Consider the following 13,771-nt stretch of genomic DNA (forward strand, 5'->3'; position numbering starts at 1 on the left):
GGTCGTGTCCGGCCCGGGCGCGTGCGACCGGGCCGATGTCCCGATCCCCGCACCCGGTCGCGGGTGTGGTCGCGGGCGGCGCGGAACCGCCCGTCGCGTCGCGCTCCGCTCAGCCGATGTCCGGCGGGTCGATCCTGAGCTGCACCGGATCGCCCGCGGCCCGGGCCAGGCGCAGGGTCTGGGCCGCCTTGAGGGCGTGCGCCAATTCCGCGCCGCGGCCCGGTTCGATCCGGAGCAGGACGCGTTCGTGGCGGGCGGGCGGGGCGGTCCGCCGAACCGGTTCGCGGGTCGGCGGTGGGGTGTCGCCGAACAGTGCCCGGGTGAGTTCGGCGCGGGTGTCGGCCGCCTTGGGGTTGGGTTTGGCCGGCGCGGGAGGCGGTGTGCGCGGCACGGTCGGCGCGACCGGGACCGGGCCCAGCACATCCGCCCCGTCGGGCAGCCGAAGCACCGCCAGGAAGTCGGCGATCCCAGCCGGCGGGCCGGTCACCGACGCCATCCGCGACACCGGTGGCAGGTTCAATTCCGTCCGCTCGACCAGTTCGGTCAGCGCGTACCCCTGCGGGTCCCATCGCACCAGCGCCTGCACCGGGCGCAGCGTGGACTCGGCGACCACCACCAGGGTGCCGCCCTCCCCCGCCGGCCGGACCAGGCTCGCCGCGTCCAGCCAGCGGCGCAGCGCCTGCTCACCGGCGCGCAGGTCGGGGCGGGTCAGCAGGGCCCAGCCGTCCAGGAGCAGGGCCGCCGCGTAGCCGCCGGGCGCGACCGGTTCGGCGCCGGGCGTGGCGATGATCAGCGCGGGCAGGTCCGGCACGGTGGTCAGGATCGCGTCCCGGCCGGAGGTGCGTACCGGCACGGTCGGGAACGCCCGACCGAGTTCCTCGGCGGTCCGGCGCGCACCGATCACACCGGCTCGGATGCGATCTCCGCCGCACACCCGGCAGTGCCAGTTCGGCGCCGGACGGGTACACCAACCGCAGGTCAACACGCCGTTCCCGGAGGGCAGTTCGAGCGGCCCCGAGCAGTGTGCGCAGCGTGCGGGTTCGCGGCAGCGCAGGCACGAGGTGCGGACCAGGTAGCCCCGGCGCGGGACCTGCACCAACACCGGCCCGGTCTGCAACGCCTTGCGGGCGATGTCCCACGCCAGGCTCGGCAGCCGTGCGGCTCGCGCGGCCTCGTCCCGGGCCAGGTCCAGATCGCTGCCGGTGGTGCGCACCAGCGGGGCGGCGGCGCGCACCGCCGCCCGGTCGGCGTCCAGCGGCCGAGCCCACCCGGAGCGGACCAGTTGTGCGGCCTCGACCGTGGTGGCGTGCCCGCCGACGGTGAACGCGGCGTGTTCGCGCGCGGCCCGCATCGCCAGCACTTCGCGCACGTGCGGGTAGGGCGCGTTGGGGTCGGCGTGTGAGTCGTCGCCGTCGTTCCAGACCAGGGCCAGGCCCAGTTCCACCACAGGCGCGAACATCGCCGCACGGGTGCCGACCACCACGCGCACGCTCCCGCGGTTGATCGCCAGCCAGCGCCGGTAGCGCTCCTCCGGGCCCAGACCCGAGGTCAGCGCGACGTGTCGGCCCCGGCCGAGCAGGGCAGTCAGCGCCGCGTCCACGCGCTCCACCGACTTGGCGTCCGGGACGACCGCGAGTGCGCCGCGGCCGCCCGCCAGGGTCGCCACCATCGCCCGGGCGATCTCGTCCGGCCAGTACGGCCCGGGCAGCGCCGTCCACACGGTGCGCGGCGACTCCCCGGCGGCGAGCTCGGCCAGGTGCGCGGCGCCCGCGGGGTAGCGCGTCCACGGCCCGGGGGCCGGCGCCGCGGGGCCGACCAGGGGCTCGCCCGACGGCTCCGCCTCGGCGCGCGCGTGCCGGGCGGGCAGGGCGATCTGAACCACGTCGGCGAGCGTGCCCGCGTACCGGTCGGCGACCGCGCGGGCCAATTCGATCATCGGCGGCGCGAGCACGATCTCGGGCGAGATGACGCTCGCCAACGGAGCCAGCGGCCCACCGTACGTACTGCGCTCGACCCGCTCGACGATCACGCCGTCGATCAGCCCACCGCCCTGCCGCCGGCCGTCCACGACCTTGGCCCCGAACCGCACCCGCACCCGCACCCCGGGCTGGGCCACCTCGGCCAGCTTGGCCGGCACCGAATAGTCGAACAGCCGATCCAGGTGCACGAGCCCCTTGTCCACCACGACCCGCGCCACCGGCAGCCGCTCGGCCTGCGCCTTGGGCTTGGGCTTGCGCGCCCGGGCGGCCCGCGCCTCCCGCCGCGCGTCCTCGACCCCGAGCGTGAGCTGCCCGTCCTCCTCATCGCCCACATCCGGATCGTTCGTCGCCACACCAGGCATCCTGACAGACGGGTACGACGATCCTGCGCAGGTCCCGAGACGCCCTGCGGCGCGGAGCTTCGACATTGTCGGGTGACTCTCGGACCTCTTGCATACCTCCGGGAATACTTCACAGTATGACTTCGACCACCATAAAGGTTGAGACGAGCGTCCGGGACGATCTCGCTCGGGTGGCAGCGGAGGATCTCGGCGGCGTCACCTTGAACACCGCACTCACTCATCTGCTCACCGAGCACCGCAAGGCGGCCGTGCTCGCTGCCTACGCGCGGCTGGAGGCCGACGCCTCCGCATGGACCGACTACGAGAGCGAACTCGACGAGTGGGACGGCCTGGCCGGCGACGGTCTGGGCGGTGGGCAGTGAGCCGGAAGTCCGCCCCGTGGGAGGTGTGGATGGCCGACCTTTCCCCCGTCGTCGGCTCGGAGCGGTCCGGTCGACGGCCGGTTGTGGTCGTCAACTCGCCGTTCTACGCCTCCTTCCCCATCGCGGTGGCGATCGTCGTGCCGCTGACCACCCAGGACCGGGGACTGCCTCATCACGTCTCGGTGTCCTCGGCGCAGTCCGGCCTCCGCCGTCGGAGTTGGGCACGCACCGACGACGTGCGGGCGGTTCCCGAACAGCGACTCATGGGACGCCCATTGGGGAGCGTCGACGATAAGGAGGCCGACGACATCCGTGCCTACCTTCGGCTGATGCTCGACATCTGATCGGGCGACGCGCGTCGGTGGCCTTCCGGGCCTACTCCACCTCCACCCCGTGCGACTCGGCGACGCCGAGGAGGCCGTTGCGGAAGCCGTTGGTGGTGGGCGAGAAGGTCCAGGCGTCGTCGGTACGCACGAATGCGCCCAGGACCATGGCGGTCTCACCCGGGCGGCGGGTGGGTACGGGGTGGTCGCCGATGCGGCGGCCGTCGGCCTGGTCGAGCCGGGTCAGCCTGGCTCCGCGCAGCGCGGCCAGGTCGCCGCTCGGAGCGCGCTCCTGGTCCACGGCCGCGGCCAGAACCAGGCGGTCGGCCTCACGAGGGAGCAGGGTCAGATCGACCAGGAAGGCCACGCCGTCGCCGATCCGGACCGCGCCCTCGGGGCTGGCCGGATTGTTGAAGAACACGAAGTGCTCGTCGCCGAGCACCCGTCCGCGGCGGCAGACGAAGGCGCACGGGTCCAGGGGCGGCGCGTTGCCCGGTTCCCAGGCGAGTTGCACCAGGATCCGGCTGCCGGGCGCGGCGGCCGCGGCGCCGGCGGAGCCGGGACCGAGGCGCCCGCGCAGGCCGTGTTGGGCGAGCAGGCCGACCAGTTCGGGACCGGTGACCAGGCCCAGCGGCTTGTTCCGGATGAACTCGTGGCTGCCGGGGCCGAAGCCGGAGGTGGTGACCAGCAAACCCTTGTTCGCGCCGTGGTGTTGCACGGTGCCGGCCAGGTCCCGCACGGCCGTGGGCGGGACCGTGTTGCGGTAGCGCTTGACCTGCACGACGATCTTGCCGCCGCGGATCGGGTCCGGATCCACCGCGACCACGTCCACCCCCTGGTCGCCGCTGCGCGCGGTGGTCTCGACCTGCATGCCCATCCGCTTGAACAGTTCGGCGATCAGGTCCTCGAACGCGATCGGGTCCATCACGAACAGGTCCGGGTCGTCGTCGCCGGGGCGCGCCGGCGTCGGGGTGATGGTGGGAGCCGGCGTCGGGGTCGACGTCGATGCGACGCTGTCCGCAAGCCGGCTCGGCTGCACCGGGGTGGGCCGGTCCGGGCGCGTGGACAGGTTCCCGCCCATCGCCTCCAGACACGCGACCGCATCCACCCGATCGAGGCTGATCTGCCGGAACTCCTGGGCCTGCGCGGTCACCGTGAGCAGATACGTGCGCCCGTGTCGGCCGGTGGCGGGGTTCACCGCCTGGACGAAGCCGTTGAGCACCACCGAGTCGAGGATGCCCTCGTGGTCGGCGAAGAAGACTTCGGCCAGTATCCGGATCGCGCTCTGCGCCAGCACGTCGCGGTGGATCGTCCGCCGGTCGGTCGCAGTGCGCGCGACCTCCTTCTCCTGGTCGTCGCTCTTCACGTAGCGCACGCGGGCCACCGCCGGCACCACATCGGTCGTCGGCAGCTCGTGGTCGACCACCAACTGCCGCGCGGCGGCGTCGAAGGCCACCGTGGAATGGTCGGAGAAGCCCTCGGGCCAATCCGGCGATGCCAGCAGGACGCCCTCGAAGTAGTCCTCGATCGCCTCGGGATCGCGCGCCGCGAGTCGCCGCACCAGATCGTCGACCTGCTGGTTGCGCTGCGCGGCCAGGGCCCGCTGACCGTTCGCCCAGTCCTCGAACCGGCGGTGGTAGTCGTTGTATTGCTGCTGCCGCTCGTACTCGGCGGCCTGTGCGGCCCGCAGGTCGTGGTCGTAGCGCGCCTGCGCCTGCGCCCGGTCCTGCTCGTAGCGCGATTGTGCGCCGGGCGCGAAACTGCCCAGGCCGGACGGCGCGGCCACCTGATAGCGCGCCGGGTCGGGCATCGGGATCGGTCGGGCGAGTTCACCCGGTTGGAACGGCGGGATCTCCACGGCAGCGCGCAACCGCTCGATCCGAAAACCCGGCGCGCTCAGCCGGGCCCGAAGCACGCCCTGCAGCTCGGCCACCCGGTCCTCGATCTCGGCGGTCCGGCGCGCCACTTCGGCCTCGCGGGACTGCTGATAGGCGCGCTGCGCCTCGCGGTCGGCCCGCGCGGCGGCCTTCTGCGCCTCGCGCCGGTTGCGTTCGTCGGCTCGCAGTTGTTGCTGCCGCGCTCGCAACTCGGCCTCGCGTTGCCGTTGTTGTTGCCGCTGCAGCTCGGCCCATGCCCCCAGCACGCCGGTGCTCCGCCGACTCGCCACGCTATCGCCCTTCCGCCCCGCACCCGTCCGCCCCCCGCGCTCGAACACATCCTGCCGTGTCGGACCGACCGACGCGAAGGCGGTCGGCGTCCTGGCGTGAACGCGCCTTCGGCCGCCGCCGGGAGTTCGTGCGTGCCCGCTCCCGGCGACGACCGGCCCGTGTCATTCGCAGCCGACTCCGTCCCCGTCGCGGTCGAGGTGCCGGCCGTAGCCGGGGTCGCCGCGGTGGATCGGCGCGGCACCCGCGGCTCGGACGGCGGCGCAGTTCTTGTAGTAGGCCGGACCGCCGCCGCCGGTGCTGCTGCCGTCGCTCGTCGTGCCGCCGGCGCCGGGGTCGCCGCCGGACGTTCCGCCGCCGGACGTACCACCGGTCGAGGAACCACCGACGGTGGAGCCGCCGTTGCCGCCGCCCGACCCGCTGCGGGGCGGCGTCGGTGCGGTGCTGCTCGGCTGCGTGGTCTTCGGCGCTGCCGTGGACGGTGCCCGGGTGGTGGGCGGCGCCGAACCGGGCGGCGCCGTGCCCGCCGGTGCGCTGCCGCTCTGCGACGGCTTGGGCCGGTCGGACTTCCCGCCCCCGTCCCCGTCGCAACCGGTCAGGGTCAGCGTCAACGTCAAGGTCGCCGTGACGATCCCGGGGAGCAGGACCGACCGGGTTTTCGGCAAACGGGTAGCCGAGATGCGCATGTGCGAGTTCCCCCCTCGATATGTGCCGCCCGGGACTCTAGCCCTCCTCGGGCGCACGGATCCGGACAACCGTCGATTCGCGCACGGCCTGTGATGTTTGCGCGACACCGATGGGCGGGAGTCGCGGTGCCGGTGGGGCCTGCGCGGTGTCGCCGGTGACCGTCGTACCGGCGGTGGTGGCTCGTGATCCGGAACCGGGGCGAGCGACCGGCCGGGGACGGGTGGGCGATCCTCGTGATGTGCTGGGCCCTGTCGATTCCGTTCGTGTGGTTCACCCGAGACCGCACGACCGAGCCAGGGAGATCCCCATGCGCACGATGTATCCGGCCACCGAGCCCTACGACCGGGGCATGCTGGATGTCGGCGACGGTCAGTCGATCGCCTGGCGACGGTACGGAATCCCGGGCGGCAAACCGGCCGTCTTCCTGCACGGCGGCCCCGGCGGAGGCTGCCTGCCCGACCATGCGCGGACGTTCGATCCGGAGCGGTACGACGTCCTGCTCTTCGACCAACGCGGCTGTGGGGAGAGCACGCCGCACGTGAGCCGGTTCGAGGTGGACCTGAGCACGAACACCACCTGGCATCTGGTCGCCGACATCGAGAAGCTGCGCGAACTGATGGGCGTCGAGCGGTGGTTGGTCTTCGGCGGTTCGTGGGGCAGCGCCCTCGCGCTCGCGTACGCGCAGACCCGTCCGGAGCGGGTCACCGAGTTGGTCCTGCGCGGCATCTTCACCCTGCGGCGGCACGAACTGGCGTGGTTCTACCAGAGCGGCGCGTCGATGTTGTTCCCGGAAGCCTGGCAGGAGTTTCTGTCGCCGATTCCCGAGGCCGAACGCGGGGACCTGATCGGCGCGTTCGGCCGCCGGCTCAACGATCCGGATCCCGAGGTGCGCGAGGAGGCGGCGATCGCGTGGAGTGCGTGGGAGGGCACGTTGATCGCGCTGCTGCCGCGGCCCGACCTGGTCGAATTGCACCGGCAGCCGGAGTTCGCCCTGGCCTTCTCCCGGATCGAGAACCACTACGTGCGCAACGGCGGCTTCCTGGAGGAGGGCCAACTGATTCGCGACGCGGACCGACTGCGCCACATCCCCGGCGTGATCGTGCAGGGTCGCTACGACATGTGCACTCCCCCGGCGACCGCGTACGACCTGCACCGGGCCTGGCCGGAGGCCGAATTCGTGATCGTGCCGGACGCGGGTCACGCCTTCTCCGAACCGGGCATCACCCACCACCTGATCGAGGCCACGGACCGCTTCGCGCGGTGAGGTGCGCGGGTCGAGTCGGGGCCGGGCACGCGGTCCCGGGACAATGCTCGGATGAGTGCTTCCCGTGACATCCTCACGCGCCCGGCCGCCGGACCCGATCGCACGCTGCGCTACGGACCGGCGGCGGATCAGGTCATCGACCTCTGGCAGCCCGCGACCGAGCCGCACGCGCTCGTGGTGGTCGTGCACGGGGGGTACTGGCGGGCCGAGTACGACCGCAAGTACACGTATCCGATGTGCGTCGCGCTGGCGACCGAGGGCCATGCGGTCGCGAGTATCGAGTACCGCCGGGCCGGGCAGCCGGGCGGTGGCCTGCCCGGGACGTTCGAGGATGTCGCCGCCGCGCTCGATCTGCTGTGCGCGGAGACCGATCGGCCCGTGGTCCTGCTGGGGCACTCGGCGGGCGGACACCTGGCGGTCTGGGCGGCGCTGCGCGATCGGCTGCCGGTGGGCGGCGTGGGCCGCCTGCCGGCCGCGCCGCCGGTTGCGGGCGTGGTGTCGCTGGCCGGCGTACTCGACCTGGACGCGGCCCTCGCCCTCGACCTGGACGACGGTGCGGCGGCGGCCTTCCTGGGCGAGGACCGCTCCGAGGCGGTGCTCGCCCAGGCGGACCCGACGCGGTTGGCGGCGGGTGGTGTGGGCGACCGTCCGCTGATCCTGCTGCACGGCGACGCCGACGAGCAGGTACCGATCGCCCTGAGCCGGACCTTCGCGGCCGCGTCGGGCGCGACGTTGCGGGAGTTGCCCGGCGTCGGCCACTTCGAGCCGGTCGACCCGCTCTCGGCGGCCTGGCCGGAGGTCGTCCGGGCGGTCGGGGAGCCGGCGGGCTGACCGGGGTGGCCGGGGAGCGGTCGGGGCGGATGGCGCTCCGTCCGGGCCGGTGACGTTCGGTCGGCGGGAAGTGGAGGGCGGGGTCGGGGGGTTCGCTACCGCCGATTGGCCAGGAGTACGCCGATCCCGCCGATCACGATCCCGGCGACCGCGGCCGGCCGCAGTGCCTGGTCGAGCAGGAGCCACGCGAGCACCGCCGTGGCGGCCGGGGTCAGGAAGAACAGCGTGCCGACCCGACTCGCCGAGGATTGCCGCAACATCAGGTTGAGCAACATGAACACGCCGATCGAATTGACCAGCACCATCCACGCGAGCGTCCCGGCGAACGGCCCCCACGCATCCACGTGCGGCGTCTCGAACAGCAGCGAGGCCAGCCCCATGAACGGCGCGCTGACCAGGAACTGCACGGCCGTTCCGGTGCGCAGGTCGACGTCGTGCACATAGCGCTTCTGGTACACGGTGCCCGCGCTCAGCCCGAACAGCCCCACCACGGCCAGGACCAGCGCCGGGATCGACAGGTCGGTGGGATCCGCGACGGCGAGAATCACGCCGATCGTGCCGAGCCCGAAACCCGACCACTGCCGCGCGCTCACCCGCTCGCCGAGGAATCGGCCGGCCAGGAGCGCGATCAGCACCGGATTGAGCCCCTGCACGAGAGCCACCACGGCTGCGGGTAGCCCCATCGAGAGGGCCGTGTACAGCGTGCCGAACTGAACCGCCTGGAACAGCAGTCCGGCGACCATGACGTGGCCGAGTCGACGCCCCCGCGGCCACGGCGCCCGAACCGCGAGCGCGAACGCGCCGAGCAACAGTCCGGCGAGCGCGAATCGGAAGAAGGTCAGCAGGAGCGGCGGCGCGGCGTCCACTCCGATCGCAGCGACGATGAACGCGCTGCTCCACAGCAGCACGAACACGGGCGGTATCGCCTTGCCGGCCACGGCGACTCGCGAGCCCCGACGACCCCGGCCGTCGGGATCGGGCGGGTGCGCGCCGGCGGCGGCGGGCCCGGGTCGGCGCGAGCTGTCCGTGGCGCCGGTGGTGTCCGTTGTGTTCGTGGTGACCGTCGTGTCCACCGGGTCGGTGAGGCCCGCGGTGCCTGCCGCTCCTGCGTTGCGTGCGGTGCGTGCGGTGTGTGCAGGGCTCATCGAGGTCCACTCCCATGCCGAAGCGTCGGACGGGTAACTCCCCAATCCGGTTACTCGCCATGGCGCGCCCGACGCTAACCTGTCAATCCGGTTATGCTGGCGTGGTGACCTACACCTTCATCGGCGGCGACATCGCGCTCGACCTGGTCGGAACGTTGCAAAAGCGCCGCACCGAACCCCGTGACCTGCTGGACACGCCGGCCGCACTCGGGTCCTGGGCGGTCGCCGCCGGCCTCGTGGACGCCACGCCGACCGTCGACGAGGACGCGCTCGCGCGCACGATCGAGCTGCGCGAAGCGCTGTACCGGCTCGCGTCGGCCCGGGACACGCCCGAGGGGTACGGCGCACGTGATCGCGCGACGCTGAACGGGTTCGCGGCCGGCACTCCGGTCGCGGTCGCGCTCGCCGCGGACGGTCGGGTACGGCGTACCGGCGACATCACCGCCGTCCTGGCCACGGTCGCGCGCTCGGCGGTCACGCTGTTCGGCGGCGCGGACGCGGCGCGCGTCCGGGAATGCGAGGCGCCGACGTGCACCCGCCTCTACGTCGACTCGTCCCGCCACGGCAGCCGGCGCTGGTGCGACATGCGCGGCTGCGGAAACCGCGCCAAGGCGGCGAACTTCCGCGCCCGCCACCGGGACGGTCAGGCCGCCGACGCTTGATGCGGCCCGATACCCGCGTGCCACGGCCGACGCGCCCGGCGGACTCGACACACCGGACGCGCCACCGGGCACTGGGGAATGCTCCGGGCAGCGGTCGGCTACCCGGGCATGCCCAGTGTCGAGGCGAGGATGCGCAGCGCCCTGTCGACCACGTCTCGGTCCGCCGCCCCGATCGGCTTCAGCAGGCCGTCCAGCGCGTCGATCCGCGCACGCATCGCCGAGCGGGCACCCTCACGGCCCGCCTCGGTGAGGCAGACCAGGACCGAGCGGCCGTCCTCGGGGTTGGGCCGCCGCTCGATCAGATCCTTGCGGGCGAGCCGGTCCACGCAGTGCGTCATCCCGCCCGACGAATACATCACCAGCGGTTGCAGCTCCCGCAGCGTCAGTCCCGGCCGATCCGGTCGGGTCGCGAGCACGACCAGCACCATGTACTCCGGCGCGGTCAGCCCCAGCGCCCCGATGCTGCGCCGGTCGAAGTCCTCCATCGCGATCATCGCCTGATGCAGCCGCACCACGAATCCGACCGACGACGCCTCCACATCCGGCAGTACCGCCGACCATGCCGCCACCACGGAATCGGCGTAGTCGGTCCGTGCATCGCTCACGTCGTACTCCCTGGCAGCCCGCGCCCGCTTGGTCTCGGCCGCCACCGTAGTATCGGCGACCCGCCGCCGGCTCACAGCATTCGGAAGTCCTCGAACGAGAACGCGGGCGAGACCACACACGACACCAGCACCTCGCGCCCGGACGCCGGCCGAGCCGACTGCCACACCCCCGGCGGGATCAGCACCTGCGGCTCCTCGCCCGCCTCCACGTCCGGGCCGAGCAGGATCCGGTGCGGCTCGGCATCAGGAGTCGTACCGTCTCCGCCCAGGCGCAGTTCGAGCGGTCCGCCGCGATGCCAGAGCCACAACTCGGCCGATCGCACGACATGCCAGAGGGACTCCTCGCCCGGACCGAGCAGGAAGTAGATGCCGCTCGCGGTGTCGCGCGGGCCCGGATATCCCGGCGGGGTCACGCTCACCCCGGTGCGCCAGGTTTCCCGATACCAACCGCCTTCGGGATGCTGCGTGAGTCCCATGATCCGGGCCAGGTCCGGCGGTTCGAGCCGCGCCGGGGCAACGGGATCACGACGGGGCGCGGGCGCGTCCGCAGGCGCCGAAGGGGCGGAGTCGGGGCCGGGCGTGGAGGACATGTGTGTTCCCTCTGCTGGTGTGGATTCCGGCACCGCACGCGGCCGGAACCCACACCTTCACACGAACAGGCGCTATCCCGCAGGTGCCGTGCACGGCGCGCCGCCGCACACGTCGACGACCCGACCGGTGGCCAGGAACTCCGCCTTCTGTCGTCGGGCGACCGGCGAGTTGCGCGGGTCCGAGTGCGGGTCGCGCCCGTACTCGGGGCCGATCGGCGGCGTATTGGTCACCGGTGGCGCGGGCGACCCGCTGTCCCAGACCACCAACGCGGACCCCCGGTACGGCTCGCGCGGCAGCGGCCGAATCCCCCAATAGGGATCCCGGTCGGGGTTGCGCCCGGGTGCGATCGCGGGCTCGTGGATCCGCGCGCCGATCGTGCGCGCCTCGGTCTCGGCGGTCACCGTGGACACCTGGTGGTCACCGAAGGCGATCTGCATGAGCACCTGATGGCGCGGGGTACGCGGCAGCGGGCTGTGGTCCAGGCCGCTCGCGTAGCCGTTCGTCTCGCCGCGGTCCCACAACATCTGGAACAGCGACAGCACCACCTGCTGATCGAGCTTGTCCGGGAAGCCCGCATCCAGGATCCGCCCGTACGGCCCGAAGTCGGAGCTGCGGTTGAGCAGGACGCTGTAGTTCATGCCGGTCACCCCCAGGACGCCGCGCTTGGCGTCCTGGGACACCGCGACCAGCGACCCGCCGAGAATGCCGCCCTGGCTGTTGCCGTCGTAGACCAGGCCCTTCGAGACGTCGATCAACGGCCGCCCGCTGTCGGTACGAAACGCCGGGTCGGCTGCGAAGCCCTGTTCGTGAATCATCTCCCTGCCGAGGAACAGCGCGTTCAGGAAGCCCTGTTGGGTACGATCCGGCACCGCGCCGAAGCTGCCCGGATCGGCGAGCGCGCGGGCGACGGTGGGCAGGTCCTCGTCGGCCATGCCGATCCACTTGGTGGCGCAGAACGTGATGTCGTGCTCGGCGGCCATCGCCTTGACGTTCCCGCCACCCACCTCGTTGTTGCTGCCGAGCAGCCCGTGTCCGTACAGCGACGCCTGCGAGGGCCGGTCGAACGCGGCGCGCGGGATCTCGCAACGGAACTGCGCCGGTTGGGTGTTCCCCGGCAACTGCCGTGGCAGTCCGTCCCGACCGAGATTGAGCGTGGACCCGGTGGGGCCGCCGGGACGGTTCAGGTAGCTCGGTACGGTGACCGTGCCGGTCACCTCGCGCGCGATTCGCGCATCCTGCTCCGGCGTCAGGTTCTTCACCCCGGTCACCGCGAACTGCGGTGCCCGCTCGCCGAGTCGGTCGAAAGCATCGTCTCGCATCCGGAGCATGCCGCCGGTGAGGTTGCGCTCACTCGCGACGGTGAAGTCCCAGGCCAGGTAGAGGCCGCGACGGTCGACGCCGGCGCGGTCGAGTCGATCCAGCACCGGGCGGAGCTGCGCCTGGCGAGCGGCCAACGGGTCACGGCGCGGCAGGGTCCGACCCGCGATCCTGGCGAACGCCTCCGGCGCGGCGATCACCCGGTTGTCGGCGCCGCGCAGGTTGCGCAGGCCGACGACGTACCGGTGGCCTGGGACGAAGTTCTCGGCCGGGTGTATCAGGACCGCCTGGCGGGTCGAATCCGTGGCGTTGGCGTCGACTTCGGCCCAGTGCGGCCACCGTTCACCGGTCGCGGTGTCGACGATGACGATCGGCGCGTTCCGGGCGAGCGACGCGCCGACATCGGTGACCGGTGCCGCGCCGCTGCGGGCGAGGTCGACGCCGGGGACCCGGGTGATGAGCGTCGAGCCGGGCGAGAAGCCGTCGTTGCGATTCCAGGCGTCGGGCGTGGCGCCATGCGGCATCATCGCCGCCGTGAACGCGACCCGACGCCCGGTGTCGGTACGCCAATCGGCCTGCGTGTACCAGTTGTTCGGAAACGGCAGGAGACACGCGGCCGGGTCGATCGGATCGCAACCGGGTTCGCCACCCGGGTGGTTCGGGTGCGCTTCGGCGACGGGTGGAACCAGTAACGACACCAGCAGGGCGGCCACGGCGACGGCGACCGCGGCGGGCAGCCGGCGTCGAGGACGGTGCGCGGTTCGGCTCACTATTCCTCCAACTCCTACGGCAAGCGAGGGCTGTGCAGGAATATCCACCGACATCTTGCAGCGCTTGCGGTGCGAGGGGAACGGAGGAGGCGAGTGAGGTTGGGGGTTGGGGGTTGGCGGTTGGGGGTGGTTGGGACGGGGGCGGGCTTCGGGCCCGCAGCTCGGGTGGCTTTGGCGCGAGCGTGCGCGTTCCCCGCCACGAGAAGTCCCGTGGCGGGGAACGCGGTGGGGGGTGGATGTCGGCTTCGGATGGGGCTGGAGGTTGGGATCGGGCCACCGGTTCCGGCTGTGATTCGGCTCGGCTCGGTTGGCTTCGGTTCCGTTCCGGTGTGCCGGTCGGTCAGACCTTGGCGAGCGCGCCCGGGTCGACCGATACCTCGACGGTGCGGAAGCCACCGGCGACGCCGGGCAGCGTGAAGCACACGTCCGCGCGGCCCATCGTGGTGCGTACGACCACTCCCGGTGCACCTGCCGGGACGGTCTGCTTGGTGAAGCCGCCGATCGGCCGGTTCGCCTTGACTCTGTCGCCTACCTTCACATTCATCGTTCCGTTTCTCCCCGTTGCGTATATGGCATGGGTCGCCCACACACCTCGCGGCTTTCCCGGGTCGCCCGAGTCGCGCGGCGGCGGGTGGCACGGAGTACGGCTCGCCGGGACCGGGCCATCGGCATGCGTGCCGGGCGGGGTCATAGGGGCGGCCGGCACCA

13 protein-coding genes are annotated in these 13,771 nt (G+C 72.6%); 5 read left to right on the forward strand and 8 right to left on the reverse strand.

The window, feature by feature from the left end; all coding sequences use genetic code 11:
• Positions 1-109 precede the first annotated feature (109 nt).
• Positions 110-2,341 (reverse strand): primosomal protein N', encoded by a 2,232-nt coding sequence (locus tag A3IC_RS0110135; protein ID WP_040876379.1) that lies wholly within the window; start codon positions 2,339-2,341, stop codon positions 110-112.
• A 116-nt stretch (positions 2,342-2,457) separates the two neighbouring features.
• Between A3IC_RS0110135 and A3IC_RS0110140 the strand changes: the two genes are divergently transcribed.
• Both A3IC_RS0110140 and A3IC_RS0110145 read left to right on the forward strand, forming a co-directional pair.
• On the forward strand, positions 2,458-2,703 hold the full coding sequence (locus tag A3IC_RS0110140; RefSeq protein ID WP_040876380.1) for a hypothetical protein: 246 nt from the start codon (positions 2,458-2,460) through the stop codon (positions 2,701-2,703).
• A 29-nt stretch (positions 2,704-2,732) separates the two neighbouring features.
• Positions 2,733-3,047, forward strand: coding sequence for a type II toxin-antitoxin system PemK/MazF family toxin (locus A3IC_RS0110145; RefSeq protein ID WP_040876411.1), 315 nt, complete (start codon positions 2,733-2,735; stop codon positions 3,045-3,047).
• A 31-nt stretch (positions 3,048-3,078) separates the two neighbouring features.
• On the opposite strand, the gene A3IC_RS0110150 is transcribed toward A3IC_RS0110145, so the two are convergent.
• The gene (locus A3IC_RS0110150) at positions 3,079-5,193 is read right to left on the reverse strand and encodes a restriction endonuclease (protein ID WP_245599197.1); all 2,115 of its coding nucleotides are present in this window, start codon (positions 5,191-5,193) and stop codon (positions 3,079-3,081) included.
• Between the two features lie 162 nt (positions 5,194-5,355).
• Positions 5,356-5,877, reverse strand: a complete 522-nt coding sequence (locus A3IC_RS70735) for an excalibur calcium-binding domain-containing protein (RefSeq protein WP_020549949.1) — start codon at positions 5,875-5,877, stop codon at positions 5,356-5,358.
• Between the two features lie 308 nt (positions 5,878-6,185).
• On the opposite strand from A3IC_RS70735, the gene pip reads away from it, so the two are divergent.
• Together pip and A3IC_RS0110165 are read left to right on the forward strand one after the other, a co-directional pair.
• Complete coding sequence (gene pip / locus A3IC_RS0110160; protein ID WP_020549950.1) at positions 6,186-7,142, forward strand: prolyl aminopeptidase; 957 nt, start codon at positions 6,186-6,188, stop codon at positions 7,140-7,142.
• A 51-nt stretch (positions 7,143-7,193) separates the two neighbouring features.
• Complete coding sequence (locus A3IC_RS0110165) at positions 7,194-7,973, forward strand: alpha/beta hydrolase (protein WP_020549951.1); 780 nt, start codon at positions 7,194-7,196, stop codon at positions 7,971-7,973.
• A 95-nt stretch (positions 7,974-8,068) separates the two neighbouring features.
• Here the strand turns inward: A3IC_RS0110165 and A3IC_RS0110170 are convergent, their stop codons facing one another.
• Positions 8,069-9,118, reverse strand: a complete 1,050-nt coding sequence (locus A3IC_RS0110170) for a DMT family transporter (protein WP_020549952.1) — start codon at positions 9,116-9,118, stop codon at positions 8,069-8,071.
• Positions 9,119-9,222: 104 nt separating this feature from the next.
• Between A3IC_RS0110170 and A3IC_RS0110175 the strand changes: the two genes are divergently transcribed.
• Positions 9,223-9,780 (forward strand): CGNR zinc finger domain-containing protein, encoded by a 558-nt coding sequence (locus A3IC_RS0110175; protein WP_026218087.1) that lies wholly within the window; start codon positions 9,223-9,225, stop codon positions 9,778-9,780.
• A 98-nt stretch (positions 9,781-9,878) separates the two neighbouring features.
• Here the strand turns inward: A3IC_RS0110175 and A3IC_RS62050 are convergent, their stop codons facing one another.
• From A3IC_RS62050 to A3IC_RS0110195, 4 genes are all read right to left on the reverse strand, one after another.
• On the reverse strand, positions 9,879-10,385 hold the full coding sequence (locus A3IC_RS62050) for a MarR family winged helix-turn-helix transcriptional regulator (RefSeq protein WP_158695880.1): 507 nt from the start codon (positions 10,383-10,385) through the stop codon (positions 9,879-9,881).
• A 71-nt stretch (positions 10,386-10,456) separates the two neighbouring features.
• Positions 10,457-10,975 carry a cupin domain-containing protein gene (locus A3IC_RS0110185; protein WP_106668845.1) on the reverse strand — a complete coding sequence of 173 codons (519 nt, stop codon included), beginning with the start codon at positions 10,973-10,975 and terminating at the stop codon, positions 10,457-10,459.
• A 72-nt stretch (positions 10,976-11,047) separates the two neighbouring features.
• Positions 11,048-13,063: a hypothetical protein gene (locus A3IC_RS0110190; protein WP_020549956.1), complete on the reverse strand. Its 2,016-nt coding sequence runs from the start codon at positions 13,061-13,063 to the stop codon at positions 11,048-11,050.
• Positions 13,064-13,403: 340 nt separating this feature from the next.
• Entirely contained in the window at positions 13,404-13,607 is a 204-nt protein-coding gene (locus A3IC_RS0110195; protein ID WP_158695881.1) for a hypothetical protein, read from the reverse strand.
• Between the last annotated feature and the right edge of the window lie 164 nt (positions 13,608-13,771).

The organism is Embleya scabrispora DSM 41855 (genome assembly GCF_000372745.1).
Classification (GTDB): Bacteria; Actinomycetota; Actinomycetes; order Streptomycetales; family Streptomycetaceae; genus Embleya; species Embleya scabrispora.

What these genes read in the sequence shown, in the direction of transcription:
- A3IC_RS0110135 (WP_040876379.1), bottom strand. Translation starts at nt 2,341, where the DNA reads ATGCCTGGTGTGGCGACGAACGATCCGGATGTGGGCGATGAGGAGGAC.
- A3IC_RS70735 (WP_020549949.1), bottom strand. Translation starts at nt 5,877, where the DNA reads ATGCGCATCTCGGCTACCCGTTTGCCGAAAACCCGGTCGGTCCTGCTC.
- pip (WP_020549950.1), top strand. Translation starts at nt 6,186, where the DNA reads ATGCGCACGATGTATCCGGCCACCGAGCCCTACGACCGGGGCATGCTG.
- A3IC_RS0110140 (WP_040876380.1), top strand. Translation starts at nt 2,458, where the DNA reads ATGACTTCGACCACCATAAAGGTTGAGACGAGCGTCCGGGACGATCTC.
- A3IC_RS0110165 (WP_020549951.1), top strand. Translation starts at nt 7,194, where the DNA reads ATGAGTGCTTCCCGTGACATCCTCACGCGCCCGGCCGCCGGACCCGAT.
- A3IC_RS0110185 (WP_106668845.1), bottom strand. Translation starts at nt 10,975, where the DNA reads ATGTCCTCCACGCCCGGCCCCGACTCCGCCCCTTCGGCGCCTGCGGAC.
- A3IC_RS0110145 (WP_040876411.1), top strand. Translation starts at nt 2,733, where the DNA reads ATGGCCGACCTTTCCCCCGTCGTCGGCTCGGAGCGGTCCGGTCGACGG.
- A3IC_RS0110170 (WP_020549952.1), bottom strand. Translation starts at nt 9,118, where the DNA reads ATGAGCCCTGCACACACCGCACGCACCGCACGCAACGCAGGAGCGGCA.
- A3IC_RS0110195 (WP_158695881.1), bottom strand. Translation starts at nt 13,607, where the DNA reads ATGAATGTGAAGGTAGGCGACAGAGTCAAGGCGAACCGGCCGATCGGC.